The sequence below is a fragment of the Fusobacterium mortiferum ATCC 9817 genome, assembly GCF_000158195.2.
In the GTDB taxonomy this organism is placed as follows: Bacteria; Fusobacteriota; Fusobacteriia; order Fusobacteriales; family Fusobacteriaceae; genus Fusobacterium_A; species Fusobacterium_A mortiferum.
Genome location: NZ_GL987993.1, coordinates 66,945 through 89,129, shown reverse-complemented (window position 1 = coordinate 89,129; position 22,185 = coordinate 66,945). Strand labels below are relative to the sequence as shown.

22 protein-coding genes are annotated in these 22,185 nt (G+C 29.3%); 6 read left to right on the top strand and 16 right to left on the bottom strand.

Going from position 1 to position 22,185, the window contains the following annotated elements; genetic code table 11:
* Positions 1 to 25: 25 nt before the first annotated feature.
* The 12 genes from FMAG_RS08720 to rpsB all read right to left on the bottom strand — a co-directional run bounded on the left by FMAG_RS08720 (position 26) and on the right by rpsB (position 12,848).
* Entirely contained in the window at positions 26 to 1,045 is a 1,020-nt protein-coding gene (locus tag FMAG_RS08720) for a M50 family metallopeptidase (protein ID WP_005885974.1), read from the bottom strand.
* Between the two features lie 11 nt (positions 1,046 to 1,056).
* Positions 1,057 to 1,728, bottom strand: coding sequence for a dTMP kinase (locus FMAG_RS08715; protein WP_005885973.1), 672 nt, complete (start codon positions 1,726 to 1,728; stop codon positions 1,057 to 1,059).
* Position 1,729: 1 nt separating this feature from the next.
* A complete protein-coding gene (dxr, locus tag FMAG_RS08710; protein WP_005885972.1) occupies positions 1,730 to 2,881 on the bottom strand; it encodes a 1-deoxy-D-xylulose-5-phosphate reductoisomerase in 1,152 nt (383 codons plus the stop codon).
* A 44-nt stretch (positions 2,882 to 2,925) separates the two neighbouring features.
* Positions 2,926 to 3,747: a phosphatidate cytidylyltransferase gene (locus FMAG_RS08705; protein WP_005885971.1), complete on the bottom strand. Its 822-nt coding sequence runs from the start codon at positions 3,745 to 3,747 to the stop codon at positions 2,926 to 2,928.
* Entirely contained in the window at positions 3,747 to 4,433 is a 687-nt protein-coding gene (locus FMAG_RS08700; RefSeq protein WP_005885969.1) for an isoprenyl transferase, read from the bottom strand. The genes FMAG_RS08705 and FMAG_RS08700 overlap by 1 nt, the downstream gene beginning before the upstream one ends.
* 118 nt (positions 4,434 to 4,551) lie before the next feature.
* Positions 4,552 to 6,312 carry a sigma-54 interaction domain-containing protein gene (locus FMAG_RS08695; protein WP_005885966.1) on the bottom strand — a complete coding sequence of 587 codons (1,761 nt, stop codon included), beginning with the start codon at positions 6,310 to 6,312 and terminating at the stop codon, positions 4,552 to 4,554.
* Between the two features lie 127 nt (positions 6,313 to 6,439).
* Positions 6,440 to 8,029 carry an N-acyl-D-amino-acid deacylase family protein gene (locus tag FMAG_RS08690; RefSeq protein ID WP_005885964.1) on the bottom strand — a complete coding sequence of 530 codons (1,590 nt, stop codon included), beginning with the start codon at positions 8,027 to 8,029 and terminating at the stop codon, positions 6,440 to 6,442.
* Positions 8,030 to 8,067: 38 nt separating this feature from the next.
* A complete protein-coding gene (locus tag FMAG_RS08685) occupies positions 8,068 to 9,543 on the bottom strand; it encodes a sodium:solute symporter family protein (RefSeq protein WP_005885962.1) in 1,476 nt (491 codons plus the stop codon).
* 225 nt (positions 9,544 to 9,768) lie between these two features.
* Positions 9,769 to 10,335, bottom strand: coding sequence for a ribosome recycling factor (frr, locus tag FMAG_RS08680; RefSeq protein WP_005885960.1), 567 nt, complete (start codon positions 10,333 to 10,335; stop codon positions 9,769 to 9,771).
* A gap of 17 nt (positions 10,336 to 10,352) precedes the next feature.
* On the bottom strand, positions 10,353 to 11,072 hold the full coding sequence (gene pyrH, locus FMAG_RS08675; protein WP_005885959.1) for a UMP kinase: 720 nt from the start codon (positions 11,070 to 11,072) through the stop codon (positions 10,353 to 10,355).
* Between the two features lie 67 nt (positions 11,073 to 11,139).
* Positions 11,140 to 12,033, bottom strand: coding sequence for a translation elongation factor Ts (tsf, locus tag FMAG_RS08670; protein WP_005885958.1), 894 nt, complete (start codon positions 12,031 to 12,033; stop codon positions 11,140 to 11,142).
* Positions 12,034 to 12,095: 62 nt separating this feature from the next.
* Entirely contained in the window at positions 12,096 to 12,848 is a 753-nt protein-coding gene (gene rpsB / locus FMAG_RS08665) for a 30S ribosomal protein S2 (RefSeq protein WP_005885957.1), read from the bottom strand.
* A gap of 219 nt (positions 12,849 to 13,067) precedes the next feature.
* Between rpsB and pncA the strand changes: the two genes are divergently transcribed.
* Both pncA and trhA read left to right on the top strand, forming a co-directional pair.
* Positions 13,068 to 13,688: a bifunctional nicotinamidase/pyrazinamidase gene (pncA, locus tag FMAG_RS08660; protein WP_005885956.1), complete on the top strand. Its 621-nt coding sequence runs from the start codon at positions 13,068 to 13,070 to the stop codon at positions 13,686 to 13,688.
* A gap of 98 nt (positions 13,689 to 13,786) precedes the next feature.
* A complete protein-coding gene (gene trhA / locus FMAG_RS08655; protein WP_005885955.1) occupies positions 13,787 to 14,410 on the top strand; it encodes a PAQR family membrane homeostasis protein TrhA in 624 nt (207 codons plus the stop codon).
* A gap of 42 nt (positions 14,411 to 14,452) precedes the next feature.
* On the opposite strand, the gene megL is transcribed toward trhA, so the two are convergent.
* Genes megL through FMAG_RS08640 form a run of 3 tightly spaced genes read right to left on the bottom strand, consistent with a single transcriptional unit; the run spans position 14,453 to position 18,209 of the window.
* Positions 14,453 to 15,646 (bottom strand): methionine gamma-lyase, encoded by a 1,194-nt coding sequence (megL, locus tag FMAG_RS08650; protein WP_040494006.1) that lies wholly within the window; start codon positions 15,644 to 15,646, stop codon positions 14,453 to 14,455.
* A 17-nt stretch (positions 15,647 to 15,663) separates the two neighbouring features.
* On the bottom strand, positions 15,664 to 16,995 hold the full coding sequence (locus tag FMAG_RS08645) for a Na+/H+ antiporter NhaC family protein (protein ID WP_005885952.1): 1,332 nt from the start codon (positions 16,993 to 16,995) through the stop codon (positions 15,664 to 15,666).
* A 26-nt stretch (positions 16,996 to 17,021) separates the two neighbouring features.
* The gene (locus tag FMAG_RS08640; RefSeq protein ID WP_005885950.1) at positions 17,022 to 18,209 is read right to left on the bottom strand and encodes a MalY/PatB family protein; all 1,188 of its coding nucleotides are present in this window, start codon (positions 18,207 to 18,209) and stop codon (positions 17,022 to 17,024) included.
* A gap of 259 nt (positions 18,210 to 18,468) precedes the next feature.
* Here FMAG_RS08640 and pdxR point away from each other — a divergent pair, with 259 nt between their 5' ends.
* On the top strand, positions 18,469 to 19,893 hold the full coding sequence (pdxR, locus tag FMAG_RS08635; RefSeq protein ID WP_005885947.1) for a MocR-like pyridoxine biosynthesis transcription factor PdxR: 1,425 nt from the start codon (positions 18,469 to 18,471) through the stop codon (positions 19,891 to 19,893).
* Between the two features lie 30 nt (positions 19,894 to 19,923).
* Here the strand turns inward: pdxR and FMAG_RS08630 are convergent, their stop codons facing one another.
* Positions 19,924 to 20,448 carry a GNAT family N-acetyltransferase gene (locus FMAG_RS08630; RefSeq protein ID WP_005885946.1) on the bottom strand — a complete coding sequence of 175 codons (525 nt, stop codon included), beginning with the start codon at positions 20,446 to 20,448 and terminating at the stop codon, positions 19,924 to 19,926.
* A 178-nt stretch (positions 20,449 to 20,626) separates the two neighbouring features.
* On the opposite strand from FMAG_RS08630, the gene FMAG_RS14130 reads away from it, so the two are divergent.
* The 3 genes from FMAG_RS14130 to FMAG_RS13935 all read left to right on the top strand — a co-directional run.
* Positions 20,627 to 21,025 (top strand): ArsB/NhaD family transporter, encoded by a 399-nt coding sequence (locus tag FMAG_RS14130; RefSeq protein WP_261660805.1) that lies wholly within the window; start codon positions 20,627 to 20,629, stop codon positions 21,023 to 21,025.
* Positions 21,026 to 21,039: 14 nt separating this feature from the next.
* Entirely contained in the window at positions 21,040 to 21,900 is an 861-nt protein-coding gene (locus FMAG_RS08625) for a sodium:proton antiporter (protein WP_261660804.1), read from the top strand.
* A gap of 92 nt (positions 21,901 to 21,992) precedes the next feature.
* Positions 21,993 to 22,185, top strand: a 193-nt coding sequence (locus tag FMAG_RS13935; RefSeq protein ID WP_005885945.1) for a hypothetical protein, incomplete at its 3' end; no start/stop codon positions are given.

Below are 22,185 nucleotides of genomic sequence, written 5' to 3'. Positions count from 1 at the left end.
TTTTAGAGCATTTTTACAATACTAATTATTTTGTAAGATTAAAAATATCATTTGTAGTAATAAAAATAATAAAACCAAATAGAATTAGCATACCTACCATGTGTACTCTTTCCTCTATTTTTTTATTTACTCTTATTCCTATCATTTCTAATAGTACAAAAATTATTCTTCCCCCATCTAAAGCAGGCAAAGGAAGTAAATTTAAAACTCCAATATTCACTGAAAGTAATGCCATCAACCAAAATACAATACTTGCTCCTTCTTTAGAAGCTTCTCCTACTACTTTGATTATCCCAATAGGTCCGCTTATCTCTTCACTTTTTACTTTTCCTGTTACTATCATTTTTAACCCTGATAATGTATCAGTTATTATTTTTACGCCACTTTTTAAACTTAATTTAGAAGCCTCTAACATAGTAAATTTTTTAATACTATACTCTGGTAATACTCCTAACATCTCTCTTTTACTATTAGGGTCATATGTCAATGGAACTACTAACTCTTTTATCTCTCCAGCTCTTTCAACTTTCATTGAAACTTTTTCTTTTTTTCCAAGCTTTTTTAAATTATTTCCTATATCACTCCAATTATTAATCTTGTAACCTTCTATTTCAAGTATTCTATCTTTAGGTTGAATATATTCAACTGCTTTTGCCTCTTTAAAAACATTACCTATAATAGCTTTTTCACTTGGAACATATTTCCCATTTGAATATATTGAAATAAACATTATTATAAAAGCTAATAAAAAATTCATAAATACTCCAGCTATTAACACTATAAATCTTGCATAAGCTGGTTTTGAATTAAAGCCATCTTCTACTTTACTATCTACTTCCATTCCCTCTATATTTACAAAACCACCTATAGGAATAGCTCTAAATGAGTATGTTGTTTTCATTGTATCATAGGAGTATACCTGTGGTCCCATCCCTATAGAAAATTCACTTACAGGCATCTTAAAAAACTTAGCTGTCAAAAAATGTCCTAGTTCATGAATAAATATTATAACTCCTAATACTAAAATTGCTATTAGTATATTCATTCTACCTCCATTTATAAAATCTCTTTAACTAATGTATAAATCTCTTCTCCTATTTCCTCTATCGTTTTTAATCTCTTATTCTCTACACATTTTATCTCTTGCCAATTATATTTTTTAGCTATGTCACAAGCATTATCATAAGATTTCTTTAAATAAGAGGTATCTTTTTCATGTATATCTTTTTTCTCCTCTCCAGTTATCTTATTTTTCCTTGCTTCCATCAATTTTACAGCCATCTCTGTTGGCATATTTAAAAATATTACTAAATCTGGTTTAGGAATCCCCATCTTATTATACTCTAAGTCCTCTAACCAACCTAGATACTTAGATTTTTCATCTATATTTTCTATTTTTGATGCCTGATGTACCATATTGGAAGTAGTATATCTGTCTGTTACAATTATACCTCCAGCATTGTAAAAACTTTCCCAATCCATCTTATATGAAGCATATCTATCTATTGCAAACATTGTAGATACTGGATATGGATTTACATTTAGAGCATTATCCCCAAAAGCTCCAGCTAAATACATTTTTACTGGCTCACAAGCTGGACTTTCATAATTAGGAAAAGATATTTTTCTTACTTTCTCTACCTCATTTGCTAATCTTTCATAAAGCTTTTTAGTTTGTGTTTCCTTACCACTTGAGTCTGTTCCCTCTATTACTATTAATTTTCCCATATTACACCTCATAGTTTAAATATACCCATTCTCTCGTTTCTGAGTCTACTTTTTTTATTATCTCTACTCCATCAATTTCTAATGGAATATGTCTCTCCATAGCCTTTTCAATTATCTCATAAATAGTTAAAAATTTTATTTTTCCTTTCAAAAATAGCTCCACTGCTACTTCATTAGCTGCATTTAAAACTGCTGGCATTGTTTTTCCAATTTTCCCAGCCTTAAAAGCTAACTCTATTCCTTTAAATGTTTGATGATCTGGCTTTTCAAATGTTAAAGTTGAGACTTTTGTAAAATCTAATGGCTCTAGAGCAGAACTTGCCTCTCTCTCTGGATATGTAAATGCATACTGTATAGGTAACTTCATATCTGGAGCTCCTAATTGTGCTATTACAGCTCTATCTTTAAATTCTACCATAGAGTGAATTATACTTTGTGGATGAACTAATACCTCTATATCTTCATAGCTTACTCCAAAAAGCTCATGAGCCTCTATAACTTCTAATCCTTTATTTACAAGTGTTGAAGAGTCTATTGTTATCTTTTTACCCATAGCCCAATTTGGATGTTTTAGAGCTTGTTCAACAGTTACATCCTTTAACTCCTCTCTTTTTTTACCTCTAAAAGTTCCTCCACTTGCTGTGATTATAATTTTTCTTACTTCTTCTCTTCTTCCACCTAAAAGAGATTGAAATATTGCTGAATGCTCACTATCTACTGGTACTATCTCTGCCTTTAGATTTTCCTTTAATAACTTATTAATATATGGTCCTGCTGCCACCATTGTTTCCTTATTAGCTAAAGCTATTCTCTTTCCTTTTTTTATTCCTTCTACTGTAGCCTCTATCCCAATAGCTCCACTAACTGCTGTTAAAAGTATATCATAGTCATCTTTTAATGCTAACTCTTTTAACCCTTCATCTTTACAATATAATTCTATATTAGGAAACTCTCTTTTTATTATCTCATATCCCTCTTCTGTTCCTACTGAAACATATTTAGGTTGAAATTCTCTTATTTGTTCAAGTAAAAGTTTATGATTTCTATGTCCACTTAAACCTACTACTTGAAATTTTTCATTTGACTTTCTTACTACTTCTAAAGCATTTGTTCCTATACTTCCAGTAGAACCTAATATAATTATTTTTTTCATAATATCCTCCTAGAAAAAATAGGGCGAGTTACCTCACCCCTAACCTATAAAATTATAAATTTCAAAAGATAATACATTACTGGAGCTACAAAAAGCATACTATCAAATCTATCTAATATCCCTCCATGCCCCTTCAATAATGTCCCTGAATCTTTAACTTTAAACTCTCTCTTAAACATAGATTCTCCTAAGTCTCCTATCTGTGCTACAGCACTGATAAAGACTCCAAAGATTGCTACATTTAGAATATCCATACCACCTTGGACTAACATAAAATATTTATCTAATAAAAATAGAGATAAAATTGTAAATAGTGTTCCTCCTATTGAACCCTCTATAGATTTCTTAGGACTGATACTATTAAATCCTCTATTAAAAAATTTTCTTCCTATTCCCATACCTACAAAATATGCAAAACTATCACATACCCAAACCATTATCTGAGCAGTTAAAAGCCACTTACCTCCATTAGGTAATAAACTTATCAATAAGATATGTGAAAATAAGACACTTGGATATAAAGCTCCTAATACAGTTTCTCCTAAATCTACACTTGAATCTTCTACCCTATTTTGAATAACTCTAAAGCTTATAGCTATAATGGTGCATAGAGCTATGATTCCCTCTATTCCGAAAGATATCATATTTAATTCTTTAAAAAATATTACATTAGGAATTATTAGTGCCAATATTATTCCCAATAATTTGTGTGGTTTTTTCCCACCTATCTCTGCCATCTGATAAAACTCATAAGCTCCAATTCCTACAATTATATTTGTAAATACTAATAGCGGTAATCCACCATAGTATAAAACTCCTATCAAAATAGGAATTCCAATTAGAGCCACAATTATTCTACTCAACATTATTTTACTCCTCCAAAGCGTCTATCTCTTTTATTAAAAACTTCAATAGCTTTATCTAATTCCTCCTCATTAAAATCAGGCCACAATGTATCTGTAATATAAATCTCTGAATAAGCTATTTGCCATAATAAAAAATTAGAAATTCTTAACTCTCCACTAGTTCTTATTAAAAGCTCAGGATCTGGAATATCATTATATAAGTACTTTGAAAATTCATCCTCGTTAATACTCTCTTTCCCAGATTTTAAAATTTTATTTATAGCATCTACTATTTCAGCTCTTCCTCCATAATTAAAAGCAATATTAAATGTTAAACCTGTATTATTCTTACTTTTTTCCTGTAAATTACCTATTGCTTCTAAAAGAGAGCTACTAACATTATCCTTTCTCCCAGAAACCATGAATCTAATATTATTTTCCATTATATTTTTTTCTTCATTTTTTATATAACTTTTGAAAAGAAACATCAAAGCACTTACTTCTTCTTGACTTCTCTTCCAGTTTTCAGTTGAGAAAGCATATACAGTAAGATATTTCACTCCTATTTTAGCAGCATGAGTTATAATTTTTCTAAGTGCTGCTGCTCCCTCTTTATGTCCAAAAGTTCTTGGAAGTCCTCTTCTTTTTGCCCACCTTCCATTTCCATCCATTATTATTGCTATATGATTGGGTATTTGTTTTTCCATATTTTCACCTCTCTATACTTTGTAAATTGTACCATATTTACACAAATTTTTCTACCTATTTGTTTTTCTGGACAAGAAAAAAGAGTTATCTAAGACTCTTTTTTCCTTCAATAACTCCTTACAAATTATATTTTTCTATCTTTCTATATAATGTAGCTATTCCTATTCCAAGCTCTTTAGCACACATATCTTTTCCCTCTTTAGAAGTTCCATGTTTTTCCAAAGTTTGTTTTATCATCTCTTTCTCTAAATCTTCTAATGTTGAAATATTTTTTCCTTTTAATATATTATTTTTATCCTTAGTTTTTTTACTAAATTTTCTCTCTATTTTTTTTACTATATCTTCGCCGATATTTCCCATATCATCTTGCATATTAACTAGATACTCTACTATATTTTCTAACTCTCTTACATTTCCAGGCCAACTATAATTTTTAAATAAACTTAGCAAATCCGGTTTTAATTTTAATGGATTTTTATTAAATTTTATACTATATTTATTTATCAAATTATTTAATAACAAAGGAATATCTTCCTTTCTTTCTCTTAATGGTGGAAGTTCTAATTGTAAAACATTCAATCTATAATATAAATCTCTCCTAAATTTTTTCTCTTCTATTAAAATTTCTAAATCAGCATTTGTTGCTGCAATCACTCTAATATTTAAATCAATTGTCTTATTAGAACCTAATCTCTCTATCTTTCTCTCTTGTAATACTCTCAAAAGCTTTACTTGTAAAGAAAGAGGCATCTCCCCTATCTCATCTAAAAATATAATCCCATTATTTGCTAATTCAAACTTTCCTGCTCTTCCCTCATTGGTTGCACCACTGAATGCTCCTCTTACATAACCAAATAATTCACTTTCTAATAAATTTTCTGGTATAGCACCACAGTTAATAGCAACAAAAGGATAATTTGCTCTATCTCCACAACTATGGATAGCTCTTGCTACTAATTCTTTTCCTGTTCCACTTTCTCCTATTATAAGTACTGTTGAAGGACTATCAGCTATTTTTTTTATAGTTTCCTTTATCTCTTTAATCTCTTCATTATTTCCTATTATGTTAGTTATTATTATTGCATCTTCTAATTTTTCAATATTTTCTTTTAATCTACTTGTTTCTCTATCATCATACTCAAAAATAAATATCTTATATTCCTTATTTGATAGAGATTCAAAAGAGGTGATTGTCCCTTGAAAAGTATATTTATTTTCTTCTATTTCCAAAGAATATAGAATTTGATCATTAACCATATTTTTTTTAGGAATAATATTAATTTTAGGATAACCTATTAATCCTTCATTATTTAATCTCAGTCTTTCTTTAGCTCCATCATTTATATCAACTATATTTCCTTTATCATCTAATATTATTACACCTTTATCATATGTATTTACTATTTTTTTTAAAATATCTACCCTCTCTTTTTTCTCTAACTCCCCTTCCAATTCAAATAACTTCCCAGAAATAAAATCACTTATTTGTTCTGTAAATTTCAAATAAAATTGAATATTTTCTAAAATTCTATCTCTATCTTTAACATTAAAACAAACTAAACCAATAACTCCAACAACTTTTCCTTTATAAAAAATAGGAGAAGATATCTCTAATTCCTCTGTACAACTTTCTCTGTGAGTACATTTCATACAGAGTTCATTTTCTTTAGGATTAGTAATAATATGACTCTCCTCAGTTAGAAAAACATGAGGATATACTGACCCTTCACATTTTTTCCCAACTTTTTTTTCAAAATATCCTGTTCCTGCTATTCTTATTAAATTTTCATCCATTATTTCAACTTCACACTGTAAAATATTTGCTATTACTTCTGCATATTGTTTTACATATCTTTGAATTTTTTTTAAGGGTATCAATTTTTTACTCTCCTTTTTAACTTTATAGATAATATAATATATTCAAATTTTTTTCATATGTCAAATAAAATTATAAAAGACCATATGTATTTCTACATACAGTCTTTCATAATCTTATTTTAAGTTTCTATTTTTTAATTCTTAAAACTTTTCCAGAAAGTTTTTTAGTTGCTTCATAGTTATCTATTGCTAATACTCCATTTACCATTACATGGCTTATTCCTTCTGGGTTTTGAATTGGATCTACAAATGTTCCTTTGTCTATTGTTGTATTTTCATCAAAGATTACTATATCTGCAAAATATCCTTCTTTTAATAATCCTCTATCTTCTAATTTAAAAGTTTTAGCAGGTTTGTGAGTCATTTTATACACTGCCTCTTCTAGAGTCATTGCTTTCATTTCTCTTACAAATTTTCCTATTACTCTTGGGAATGCTCCATATACTCTTGGATGTGGTTTTCCTCCTAATAATCCATCTGTACATACATTACTTTCTTCTCTTGTTAAGAATGTTACCACATGCTCATCTTTTCCATAATAGTCATACATTCCTACTGCATTTTCTTCCTCTTTTAATAGGTCAAATACTGCATCAAATTTATCTTTTCCTTTTAATTCAGCTATTTCTAGTAAGTTTTTTCCTATACAATCTTCATTTGCTTTTGTTTTTACTGATGTTACATAAATTCCATCAAATCCTGCAAAATCTATAAAGTTATCCCATCCTGGAATTCCATTGATTATATCGTGTTTCATTCTCTCTCTATCTGCTGGATTTCCTAATCTCTCTACTAGTTTATCTGTTCCTCCTGCATGTGCCCAAGGTGGAATTATTACTCCTAGCATTGTACTTCCTGCTACATATGGATATTGGTCATAAGAGATCTCTATTCCCTCTTCTTTACACTTATCTAATAGTGCTAATATATCTTTTATTAAATGCCAGTTATTTTTTCCACAGATTTTGAAGTGAGAGAAGTGTATTTTTACTCCACTTTCTTTTGCTATTGTTATTACTTCATTCATAGAATCTATCATTGTATCTGCTTCACTTCTTTGGTGAATTACAAGTGGTCTATCATATTCTGCTGCTACTTTACAGATCTCTATCATTTCTCTTGTATCTGAATATGCGCAAGGAATATAGATAAGCCCTGTTGAAAGTCCTGCTGCTCCTGCTTCCATCTCTCTTCTAGTTATCTCTTTCATTTTTTCTAGCTCTTCATCAGTAGCAACTCTTGCTTCTAGTCCCATAGCTTCCATTCTGATATTTCCATGAGGTACTAGATATGACTCATTTGGAGTACATCCTTTTTTCTCTATTAATTTTAAGTAGTTATCTGTATTTTCCCAGTCCCAACCTAATTCATCACTATCTCCATCTAGTCCTGCTAGATTTTTTCTCCAAGAACTTACATACTCTTTTGGTAATGGAGCCATAGAAATTCCATCTTGTCCTAATACTTCTGTAGTAATTCCTTGACGAAGTTTTGGTTCAACAAATGGTTCTAGTAAAACTTTTAAATCTGAGTGGCTATGAGTATCAATAAATCCAGGTGCAACTATTTTACCACTAGCATCTATTACTCTATCAGCTGCTTCATCTATTTTTCCTATTTTTACTATTCTTTCTCCTTCAACTAATACATCAGCTTGGAATCTTGCACTTCTGCTTCCATCTATAACTGTTCCATTTTTTATAAGTATTTTCTCCATATTTTTTATAACCCCCTTATATTTATATTCAAACCTAATTAAACATTTTCATCAAATTTTATTTCTGGTGCTGGCTCTACTCCTTGACTAATTTCAATTTTAGAAACTAAGAAGATAGCTATAAATGCTACTATTCCACCTGGTACCATAGCATTTAATCCACCTGGTGTGTCTAATACATAAATCCATATAGCTGCAACTATTGTTCCTACTAAGATAGAAATAAATCCTGCACGTTTAGTTACATTTTTACAGAATAATCCACAAATAAATGCTGCAAATGGACCTGCACTTCTTAATGCAAATGCCCCCATCATAACACTGATAACATTACTTGCTTTTAAAGCTATAAATAATCCAACTACTCCAACTACTAACATTGTAACTTTAGAAATCCAAATTTCTTTTTTATCATCTTTTACACCTTTATTTATATATGGTGTAAAAACGTCATTAGTAAACATAGTAGCAGTTCCTATCATATTTCCTGAAGCACTACTCATTGTAGCTGCAACTATTGCTGCCAATACTACTCCTGCTAATATTGAAGGAGCAAAAGTTATTGTAGCTTGTGCTAGTGCATTTTTTTGAGAACCTGCTAATACATAACCATCAATACAAACATAAGCTAATAATCCTATTATTGCTGGAACAATTGCATATGCTGCTGATACAAGTCCTGCTAATATTGAACCTAATTTAGCTGATTTTCCATCTTTAGCTGAACAATAAGTTTGAACTATTTCTTGTCCTGTTGGGAAAGTCATAAAATACATTGCAATGTAACCAATTATTGTAGTTCCACCTATTTTTGTCATACTTAATATATTCATATTATTTCCAGCTGCATCTTGCATAGCTCTTGCTTTTTCAAATAATGCTCCAAATCCTCCTACTTCTGGATTATTAACCATTACAAACATAGCTATTGTCATTCCAACAGTGATAAATAAAACGTGCATTAAGTTTGTAGCTGTAACTGACTTAAATCCTCCAAACATTGTATAAATAACAACTACAATAGTACTTACTATTGCTGCAGTTTCAAAGTCAAATCCTGTTACAACGTTTATAATTGAAGCTGTAGCTATAAATTGAGCTCCTGTTGCCATAAATAATGCAGAGATTGAAGTAAAAGCTGTAAATATGTGTGAAGCTTTTCCATATCTTTTACTAATAATTTCAGGTACTGTATTAGCTTGTGCTCTTCTAAAATATGGTGCTATAAAAGATACTAAAACAAATCCTATTCCTCCTGCTATTACATACCAAGAAGCTGATAATCCATATTGAAATACGTTAGTAGCTATACCTGTTGTACTAGCTCCTCCTGTATTTGCAGCAAATAATGTTCCTGCTAGAACTACTGGTCCTAATGATTTACTTGCCATTAAGAAGTCATCATTACTTTGTTTCTCCTCTGTTTTTTTTCTTGAAGCAAATAGTCCAATAGCAACTGTTACTGCCATGTAAACTAAAATTATTACTAATGCTGTAATTTGTGTACTATTCATTTTTTCCTCCTATTAATATTTTAATATTTAATAACTTATATTAAAATAATAGCAATTTTTATGCCATCTTTATAAATAATACATTTAGTTTATTTTTTTATACAAAAGTACTTTTTTTATTATATATGACAATTTAAATACAGTGAGGTAAATCATTTTTTATTTTCATTATCATAATGATAAAAGAAGGGAGCCTTAATTAGCTCCCTTCTTTTAAATTTTTTATTAAACAGTTGTTATCTCTTTTTCTTTCTTAGCAAATAACTCATCTATCTCTTTAATATGAGCATCTGTTAATTTTTGAATTTCAGCTTCTAAATTCTTAACTTCATCTTCTGAAACTGGATTTTCCTTATCTTTTAATAATTTTTTAAGATCATTATTTCCATCTTTTCTTATATTTCTTACAGCAACTTTTCCATTTTCAGCTTCAGATTTAGCCATTTTTACATACTCTTTTCTTCTATCAGCAGTTAATTCTGGCATTATAAGTCTTATAACTTTACCATCATTATTAGGAGTTAATCCTAAGTTAGCAGCTATTATAGCCTTTTCTATTTTTCCTATTAATGACTTATCCCATGGATCTATTACTAATAATCTTGCTTCTGGAGCTGATACAGATCCAACTTGGTTTAATGGCATTTCAGAACCATATTGCTCTACTTTTATTCCATCTAACATAGAAACGTTAGCTCTTCCTGCTCTTATTGATGTAAATTTGTGTTTTGTAGCTTCTACAGCTTTACCCATTTTTTCTTTACATAAGCTTACTACTTCTTTACCTGTCATAAATTTCCTCCTAAATATTAATCAGCTATTACTGTTGTTCCTATTTTTTCTCCCATTATTACTCTTTTTATATTTCCTTCTGTTAAAGAATCAAATACAATAATTGGAAGTTTATTTTCTCTGCATAATGAAATTGCAGTTGCATCCATTACTTTAAGGTTTTTATTTAAAACTTCTGTATAAGTTACAGTTTCATATTTTACTGCATCAGCATACTTTACAGGATCTTTATCATAGATTCCATCTACTTTTGTAGCCTTTAAAACTACCTCAGTATTCATCTCTATTGCTCTTAATGCTGCTGCTGTATCAGTTGTAAAATATGGATTTCCTGTTCCAGCTCCAAATATTACAACTCTTCCCTTTTCAAGGTGTCTTTGAGCTCTTCTTTTAATAAATGGCTCAGCTATCTTAGGCATCTCAATAGCAGTAAGTACTCTTGTTTGTACTCCTAGTTTCTCTATTGAGTTTTGAAGTGCAAGAGAGTTAATAACAGTAGCTAACATTCCCATATGATCTCCTGTTACTCTATCTACTCCTTGAGTTGCTCCAGATAGTCCTCTGAAGATATTTCCTCCACCTATAACTACTGAAACCTCTACTCCTAAATCAGCTATCTCTTTTATCTGTCTAGCATAAGATGCTATTACATCTGATGAAATTCCAAACTCTTGCTCTCCCATTAGAGCTTCTCCACTAAGTTTTAATAAAACTCTTTTATAAAATGGCTTCTCCATAGCTCCTCCTAATTAATTTTTTAAAAAAATGGAGATGCGGTTGCATCCCCATTATATTTGTTAGCTATTATCCTCTGATTTGAGCTGCAACTTCTTCTGCGAAGTTTTCTTCTTTTTTCTCGATTCCATCTCCAACTTTGTATCTAGCAAATGATAATACAGTTGAAGGTGCTGCGAATTTAGCAACAGTTTCTTTATTTTCTGCTCTTACGTAGATTTGATCTACTAAACAGTTCTCTTCATAGAATTTATTCATTTTTCCAACTAGGATTTTCTCAATTATTTGAGCTGGTTTTCCTTCAGCTTCTAATTGTTTTCTAGCTATTTCTTTCTCATGCTCTAAGTCAGCTGTTGTAACTTCAGATGAATTTAAGTATTTAGGATCCATAGCTGCTACGTGCATAGCTATATCTCTAGCTTTAGTTATGTTTGCTTCAGTAGCTTCTCCAGATAATTCAACTATAACTCCTAGCTTTCCTCCTAAGTGGCTATAAGTTGCTACGAAACCATCTTTAGCTTCAGTTTCATGAATTCTTCTGATATTCATGTTTTCTCCGATTTTAGCTATTAAATCAGTTACTGCTTGAGCAACAGTTTTTCCAGCTTCTATTTCAGCTTCATTTAAAGCCTCTATAGTTTTTACATTATTTGTAATAGCAATTTCAGCTAATTTCTTTCCAAATTCTTTAAACTCTACGTTTTTAGCAACGAAGTCAGTTTCAGAGTTGAACTCGATTAATACAGCTCTTTTGTGGTCTGCTGATACAGCATCAAAGATTAATCCTTCAGCTGCTATTCTTCCAGCTTTCTTAACTGCTTTAGCAATTCCTTTCTCTCTTAAGTAGTCAATTGCTTTATCCATATCTCCGTCATTTTCCATTAGTGCCTTTTTACAATCCATCATTCCAGCACCAGTTCTTTCTCTTAGTTCTTTAACTAAACCAGCTGTTATTACTGCCATTTTTTCCTCCTAATAAAATTTTATTTTATTAATTTATGCTCAACCATAATAGATGAATAAAATTACTCAGCTACTACTTCTTCTTCTACTACAACTTCTTCTTCAGTAGCAGGAACTTCTACTACTTCTTTACCTTGGTTTCCTTCGATGATAGCGTTAGCCATTACAGATGAGATTAATTTTACAGATCTGATAGCATCATCGTTTGCAGGAATTGGGTAAGTTATTAAGTCTGGATCTACGTTAGTATCGATCATTGCAAATACAGGAATTCCTAAATCAGAAGCTTCTTTTATTGCTAAAGTTTCTTTTTTACAGTCTACGATAAATACTGCTGCTGGAACTTCTTTCATATCTTTAATTCCGCAAAGGTTTTTAGATAATTTTGCTAATTCTTTTCTGAAGTTAGCTGCTTCTTTTTTAGTGTAAGCAGTATCTAAAGTTCCATCTGCTTCCATTTGCTCTAACTCTTTTAATCTTTCTACTCTTGTTTTGATAGTTGCGAAGTTAGTTAACATTCCTCCTAACCATCTGTTGTTTACATAGTACATTCCTGATCTTTCAGCTTGCTCTTTTACAGCCTCTTGAGCTTGTTTTTTAGTTCCTACGAATAGAACTTTTCCACCTTGCTCAGCAATCTCTCTCATTACTGCATAAGCTTCTTCGATTTTCTTTAAAGATTTGTGTAAATCGATTACGTGGATTCCATTTCTCTCTGTGAAGATGTACTTAGCCATTTTTGGGTTCCATCTTTTTGCTTGGTGTCCGAAGTGAACTCCAGCTTCTAATAATTGTTTCATTGTTATTACTGCCATTTTTTCCTCCTAATAGTCTTTTGGTTTTTCTTCCATCAGTCTCAAAACTAAGCAATTTTCATTTGAAAACACCTGGCTTAGAAATAACTGATGTGTGTATTTCACAACGGCTTATTTTATCATATTTTTTAAAAAATGTCAATATTTTCAATGGATAGATATGTTTTTTCTTCTAAAAAATGGTATAATAAAATTAGAAAAATATTTTAGGAGGATTTTATGAAAGCTTTATTATTAGTTGACTTACAAAATGATTTTTGTAAAAATGGTGCTCTTGAGGTAAAATATGGAGATTCAGTTATCCCAGTTGCAAACTCTTTAATAAAAAAATTTAGAGAAAATAATGATTTAATAGTTGCAACTAAAGATTGGCACCCTAATTCCCATAAAAGTTTTGCTATTAATTCAAATGGAAAAGTTGGAGAACTTGGAATCTTAAATAATTTACCTCAAGTTTGGTGGCCTGTTCACTGTGTAGAAAATACTTATGGTAGTGAATTCCATTCAGAATTAGATAGTAACAATATTGATAAAACTATATTTAAAGGAAATAATCCTGAAATTGACTCATACAGTGGTTTCTTTGATAATGGAAAATTACAAAAAACAAATTTAGATAATTTTTTAAAAGAAAAAAAAATTGACACTTTATATATAATGGGATTAGCTACTGATTTTTGTGTAAAATTTACAGTTCTTGATGCATTAGAATTAGGATATAAAGTATATTTAATAGAAGATGGTTGTAGAGGAGTAAACTTAACTCCTAGCTCTTCTAAAGATGCTATTAAAGAGATGAAAAATAAAGGGGCTATAATTACTAAAAGTTTTGAAATTTAACTATACTTTTTCATGACTAATATGATAAAATACTTTCAATAAAAGATATAATTAATGGCTATTTTATTTTACTTTATTTGTTTTAACAGGAGGCTATTATGAATGAAGTTTCAAGAGTTGAAGAATGGGTAAACTCACTTACTCATTACTTTGGAGTTATTTTAGCATTAGTTGGCACAGGAGCTCTACTAGTAAGAACTTTAGAGAGTGGTAATATTGGATATTTTATTGGTTCAATGTTATTTTGTTTCTCTTTAATATTACTTTATTCCATGTCTGGTACTTATCATATATTATATACTGGTAAATTAAAAAGAATATTTAAAATTTTAGACCATTCAGCTATTTATATCCTTATTTCAGGATCATACACTCCTTATTTGCTAGGATTTTTTGACGGAAAAGTTAAGTGGATTTTATTCTTTGCTCAATGGGGAATGACCTTAGCAGGTATCATTTTTAAAATTTTCTTTACTGGTAAATTTAAAATACTCTCTACATTAATATATCTTTTTATGGGATGGATGATTATTTTTGTTTTCGATGATTTAAAAACTTTAATTAGCCCCCTTTCTTTAAAACTTTTAATTGCTGGTGGAATTGCTTATTCTGTTGGTACTATATTCTATGGAATGAAAAAAGTTAGATTTATGCATGGTGTTTGGCATATATTTGTTTTAGTAGGAAGCATTCTAAATTATTTATCTGTTTATTTTATTTAACTAAAAAGAGCTATAGAAAATTATTTCCATAGCTCTTTTTTATTATTTAACTTGATTTAAAGCTTGTTCTAAATCTTCAATTATATCCTCTACATTTTCTAATCCTACAGATAATCTTACTAATCCTTCTGGAATTCCAGCTTCTTTTAATTCTTCCTTTGAATATGCTGAGTGAGTCATTGAAGCTGGGTGTTGAATCAATGTTTCAGTATCTCCAAGACTTACAGCTAAAGCACATAATTTCACATTATTTAATAATGTTTTTCCTGCCTCAAATCCACCTTTTAATTCGAAAGACATTATTCCTCCAAATCCTTTCATTTGCTTTTTAGCTATTTCATGACCTGGATGCTTTATCAATCCTGGATAATATACTTTATCTATCTTAGGATGTTTTTCTAAAAATTCAGCAACTTTTTGAGCGTTATCACAATGTCTTTGCATTCTTATTTCAAAAGTTTTTAACCCTCTAATTATTAAATGAGCTTCTGTAGGTCCCAATACTGATCCTGTCATATCTTTTATTCCAAATAATTTTATCTCATCTATTATTTTTTTCTTTCCTACTGCAAATCCTGCTATAACATCTCCATGTCCATTAATATATTTTGTAGCTGAGTGAACAACTATATCCGCTCCTAGTTTTAATGGTTTTTGTAAATATGGAGTTGCAAATGTATTATCTACAACAACCATTGTTTTTGAATTGGTATGAGCTATCTTAGCTATCTCTTCTATATCAGAAATTTTTAAGTTTGGATTAGCTGGAGTTTCTAAATATACTACTCTGGTATTTTCCTTCATATGTTTTTTTACTTCTTCTAAATCAGAAGTATCAATAAAATCTACTTCTACTCCATATCTTGTCATTCCATGAGCTAATAGAGCAAATGTACAACCATATAGTATTTTATCTGCTATAACATGGTCTCCAGCTTTCAACAATGTCCATAAAACTGAAGAAATAGCTCCCATTCCTGATGAGGTAGCTGCTGCAGCTTCTCCTTCTTCTAAAGCTGCTACTTTAGCTTCTGCCACTGCTACTGTTGGATTTCCTAGTCTTGAATAGATATATCCATCTTCTTTTCCTGCAAAACGAGCTCCCCCCTGCTCTGTTGAATCAAATACAAATGTTGATGTTTGATATATTGGAGTTGCTAATGCTCCAAAAGGATTTTTATGCTGTCCTGCATGAATTGCTATTGTTCCTATCCCTTTATTTTTTAAATCTTCCATTTTAATTTTATCCTCCATTATTTTAAATTATTCTCTTTTAAATATCTCTTTTCTTCTTCTGTTCTTAATAATCCAAATTGAATAGTTATACAAGTAGCTATAATTAAAGCAAAAATGTAGAATGAATATTTTAATACTGCTAATGGTGAAACATCAACTAAACCAGTAACTATCAACATTCCTCCATCATATGGTGTTAAAGCTAAGAATGCACAAGCAAATATATCAATTAAACTTGCTAGCCTTTTTGGAGCTATATGATAAGTTTTTCCAATCTCCTTTGCTATAGGAGCGCTAATTATAATAGCTATTGTATTATTTACTAAAGCTGCTGATAATAGTCCTGATAATAATCCTATTCCATATTCTGCATCTTTTCTTTCTTTTATTCTTGAAACTATTGAATTAACAAGCCAATCTACTCCTCCATAGTATTTTATTAATCCTATTAATCCTGAAATTAATATTGCTACTATAGTAATGCTAAACATATCTGACATTCCACTTCCTATTGCTTGAACCCATTCTAATATAGTTATTGTTCCTTCAAAAATTCCAATTAATCCACTCATTACTATTCCAGTAAATAAAACTCCACAAACATTGAATCCTGCTAAAGCAGCTCCTAAAACTATTATATATGGAATAACTCTAATAATTTCAAAATTATGTTCTCCTGTTATTACTCCTGTTCCTCCTAAAGCCCAATACATTATAATTGCTACTATTGCAGCAGGTAAAGCTATTAAAAAGTTCATTCTAAATTTATCTTTCATTTCTGAGCCTACACCTTTAGCAGCTGAAATTGTAGTATCAGATATCATTGATAGGTTATCACCAAAATATGCTCCTCCTATTACAGCGGCACATGTTAATGGTAAATTTAAGTTTGCAGCTTCTGCTACTCCTATAGCTATTGGTGCCATAGCTGCTACAGTTCCCATAGAAGTCCCTATAGCTGTTGATATGAATGATGATATTGCAAATACTCCTGGAACTAATAGACTACTAGGTATAAAAGTTAGTCCCATATTTACAACTGATTCCACTCCTCCCATAGCTTTGGCTGCTCCTTGGAATCCACCTGCTAATAAATAAATTAATCCTATAATAATAACTCCCGAATTCCCTGCATTTTCACAAAAAATATCTATTTTCTTATCTAATTTCATAGTTTTATTCATTAATAAAGCTATAACTATTCCTATTAAAAGTGCTACATGTCTTGGAAATTTTGAAAAAGCACTTTCTGCTCCCATAAATGTAAAATATAATCCACTTCCAATATATAATGCTAAAAATATTATCAATGGTAAAAATGATATTGCCCCATATTTTCTTTCTTCCATTATTTTATCCTCCCTATTATATTAATTTATTTATTTCTCCACTCTTTTATAGCTTTCTCTATTCTTTTCATTCCCTCTTCTACCATATATCTTGGACAAGCTATATTCATTCTTTCAAACCCTTCTCCTGTTTGTCCAAACCAATATCCATCATCTAAAGCTATCTTAGCTTTTTCTTGCATAAACTTTGATAATTCCTCTTTACTCATTCCTAATGCTGAAAAATCAAGCCACATTAAGTAAGTTCCTTCTGGTTTTCTTACCTTTACTTCTGGAATTTTTTCTTTAATAAAATTAATTACATAATCCATATTTCCGCTTAAATGCTCTACCAATTCATCTACCCACTCATCACACTTTGTATAACCTGTTTCAAAAGCCACTAAACTAAATGGGCTATTTCTTTTTATATCCAATATTCCTAACTCAGTATCAAACATCTCCCATTCTTCTCTTCTTGGAAATGTTACAAATGATGCTTGTAATCCAGCAATATTAAATGTTTTTGTTGGTGAAAAACAAGTTATTGTAATATTTTCAACCTCTTTACTTAAAGAAGCTATTGGTATATGTTTAAAACCTGGCATAATAATATCTCTCCAAATTTCATCGGCTATTATTCTTACATTATATTTTAAACATAAGTCCGCCATTTTCTTTAACTCTTCTTCTTTCCATACTCTTCCAACAGGATTGTGTGGACTACATAAAATAAATAAATTTATATCATTAGAAGATACCTTCTTTTCAAAATCTTCAAAATCTATTGTATAATAACCATTTCCATTATTAACTAATCTATTTTCAACTACCTCTCTTCCATTATCTTTTATAGTCGCTGCAAAAGGATAATAAACTGGTGTCTGAATTAAAATTTTTTCTCCTGGCTTTGTCATTTTTCTAACTAGGATTGATAGTGTTGGAACAACTCCTGGGCTATTTATCAAAGTATCTGGTAAAATTCTATAACCAAATCTTCTTTCTAACCAGTCTGCTGCACTTTTATAGTAAGAATCAGGTCTATACACATAACCAAATATTTCTTGTTCTACTTTTTCTTTCATAGCAGAAGTTATCTCAGGAGCAGTTTTTAAGTCCATATCTGCTATCCACATAGGCCATAAATCATTTGAAATAATTTTTTTTCCCATCTCTTCCCATTTTGCTGAGTGGTTATTTTTTCTATCAATATGTTCATTAAAATTATATTTCATTCTATCCTCCTACTTTTATTTTGATTTTCTTATACTATAAATATAAACCGTTATATTAAAATAGTCAATAGCTAAAACCGTTATAACCGATATATAACGGTTTTAAATTTTAAAAAACTAAGAATTTACCTTGTTTTCAGTTATTTTTCCTATAAAAAGTTACAATACTTTCTGTTATATAACAGTTTTTATCATTTTTAATTTATATGTATGGTATAATATTAATATAACACAACTTAACAGTATAAAGGAGATTTTTATGAAGCTTAATTTTATTATAGATAAAACTCTACCTCAAAAAATATATTTACAACTTTATGAAGCTTTTAAAAATATAATAGAAAATGGAGATATACTTCCTAATGAGAAACTTCCTTCTATTAGACAAATAGCTATAAAATATGATATCAGCCATTTGACTGTTCTCAAAGCATATGAACTTCTTGAAAAAAATAATTTAATTTTTAAAATAAATGGTAAAGGATGTTATGTAAAAGAAAATAATTATCTATCTTCTAAAAATCAAAAACCAATTATTAATAATTTTGCTATTATTAATAAAAGTATTAACTTTGCTAGTGCTACTCCTTCTACAGAGCTTTATCCTGTAAAAGAATTTCAAAATATTATCAACGAAATTTTTGATAACTATGGTGATAAAGTCTTTAATTACTTTGATACTCAAGGACTTTTAGAATTGAGAGAAATCTTAGTAGAAAAATTAAAAGCTTTAAATATTACTACTAATGCTTCTAATATTCAAATTGTCTCTGGTTCACAACAAGCATTAGATATTTTAAAAAAAATTATGTCTAAAAAGAAAAATACTACTATTGTAATCGGAAGCCCTTCCTATTATGGAGCTATTAACACTTTTTCAGAAGTTACTAAAATGATTTCTGTTCCTGTACTTGAAGATGGTTTTGATTTAATAGAACTAGAAAAAATACTCCAAAATAATAAAATAGATTTTATCTATACAATGATTAATTTTGAATGTCCTACTGGTATTTCTTGGTCATTAGAAAAAAAATTAAAAATTTTAGAATTAGCTAATAAATATAAATTTACTATTATTGAAGACGATTGTATGTCTGATTTTTACTATTTTAATAATCCTTCAATTCCTTTAAAAGCTTTAGATAGTAATAATAATGTTATTTATATAAACTCTTTTTCTAAAGTAATTATGCCAGGTTTAAGAATTGGTTATATGGTTTTACCTAATAAACTCACTCAAGAAGTCATTGCAGCAAAATTTTCTAGTGATATCTCTTCATCAGGATTAATGCAGATGGCTATCTATCTATTTTTAAAGCGTGGTTACTTAAACTTACATATTGAAAAATTAAGAGATATCTTTAAAAAACGTTATGAGTTCTCACTATCATTACTTAAAAATATTAAAGGTTTAGAATTACCTTTTTTACCTAAAGGTGGTTTCTATTTTTGGATAAAGCTTCCTTCTGAAATTAATTCAAATGTTCTTTACAATTTATTAAAAGAAAAAAAGGTTTCTATTCTACCTAGTTCTGTTTTTTTCTTAGCTGAAGAACAAAGTAATAATTTTATAAGACTTAGTTTCACTTCAGTTACCTTAGAAGAAATAAAAGATGGACTACAAATTTTAAAAGATACTATATCTGACTTACTTGAAAAAAAAGATTTTCCATCAATATTATAAAAATAAGGAGAGTAGTTATCATTACTCTCCTTACTTATAATTATTTTTCTTCTCTATTTCCATAACAACATCCTCCTTATTTGGATATTGTTTTACTCCTATCTTTTTAAATCCTACACTTTCATATAGACTTATTACTTTTCTATTTTCTATACTATTAGTTGTTTGAATCCTTATCTTAATTTTTCCACTTAAATATTTAAATTTTTTTACTCTTTCAATAAAAGTTTCTAATAACATTTTCCCTAGTCCTTGTCCTTTATATTTTTTAGATATTGCTATCTCATTAATATAAAAACAATTTTCTCTATATAGTTCACTCTTTTCTTTTTCTCTTTCATATCCTATCAATATCCCCACAATATCTTTATCATTTAAAATAACTAGACTATATTCCCACTTCCCATATAATACTCTCTCTTCCTTATTTTCTGCCAATATATCTTCTCTCTTATAATTAGAATTTGGTATTAATTTTAAAATATCCAAAATTTTTTCTATATTACTTTCACAAATTCTTTTTGATAGTACTTCTATTTTATAATTATTTTTCATATATTCACCTCTAATCCAATTATATCTTATCTTTTTATATATAATCAATATATAAAATAATTTTATTTTTTATATCACATTTTTAAAAAAATATTTTACACTTTATTTTTAAAGATATATAATAATACTGTACAATTTAAACAAAATTTTTTCATTACTGACAAAAGGTGGCGAACTTATGGAAATACTAAAACTTATTTTGGGAACTATTATTTTTATTGTTACTTTTTATTTCATTATTAGTGAAAAATATCCGAAATCCATAATCACAACTATTGGTGGAGCCCTTATGGTAGTATTACAAATTATCACTGAAGAAGAAGCTCTTGAAACTATTGGATTTAATTTGGAAATAATTTTTCTACTTATTGGAATGATGATGATTGTTGAAATTATGTCTGAAACAGGTGTCTTTCAGTGGGTAGCTATAAAGATAGCTCAATTAGTGCGAGGAAATCCTATTAAAATTCTTGTTTTTACTTCTATTGTAACGGCTATTTTCTCAGCAGTTTTAGATAATGTTACTACAATTTTATTGGTTGTTCCAGTCACTATATTCTTAGCTAAATGGAGGTAGATCCTAAACCTTTTGTGCTTTTACAAATTTTTGCTTCTAATATTGGTGGAACTGCTACAATGATTGGAGACCCACCTAACCTTATTATTGCGAGCCTTAGTGGATTAGAATTTAATGATTTTATTTTTAATCTAACTCCATTTATTATAATCAATATGGCTGTTCTTCTAACTAGTTCAGCTCTATATTTCAAAAATAAGTTACAAGTATCTAATGAATTAAAAGCTGGAATAATGGAACTAAGCTTAGAAAGAACTATTACAAATAAAAAATTACTTATTCAATCTATAGTTATTTTCTCTCTTGTTATTTTAGGATTTTTAAGTAATAGCTTTACTCATATTGGACTTGCTATAATAGCTATCCTTGGAGCTGCTGTCTTAATATTTTTAAGTAAAAAGAAACCTGAAGAGATATTTGCAAAAGTAGAATGGGATACTTTATTTTTCTTTGGAGGATTATTTGTATTAGTTGATGGAATTGAAAATCTTGGTATCATTAGTAAATTATCTGAATATCTAATATACTTCACTAATGGTCATCTAAAATTTACTTCTAGCTTAATACTTATTATTTCAACTATTTTATCTCCTATAGTAGGTTCAATACCTCATACCTTATCTTTTGGTAAAATATTATTAGAGATTACACCTAATTTTTCTGGAGATACCCAAGTACTTTGGTGGGCACTATCTCTAGGAGCTTGTTTAGGAGGAAATATGACAATAGTTGGAGCTGCTGCAAATATAGTTGGAGCTTCCGTAGCTAAAAAAGGGGGAATAGAGATTTCCTTTATGGAATTTTTAAAATGGGGAACTATTGTTGTAGCTCAATCTACAATTCTTAGTCTAATCTATATATATTTAAGATATTAAAAAAAGCTGAGTAGCATTAAAAAAATGCTTTACTCAGCTCTCTTTTTTTGTATAATATAGTCGCCAAACAAAATATACAAAAGGAGATATACATGCTTTTAAAACACATATTCTCTGATATTAATATATCAAATCTTTTAACTCATGTCAAAAAATATTTTTACTATAATCATTTTCTTTACATTGAAGAGACTATTCAAAAATTTCTTGCTTGTTCAATTGATAAAGCTTTCATTGTTTATCAATGCCCTCTGTGCGGTAGCGCTCATAAATTTAAAATTTCTT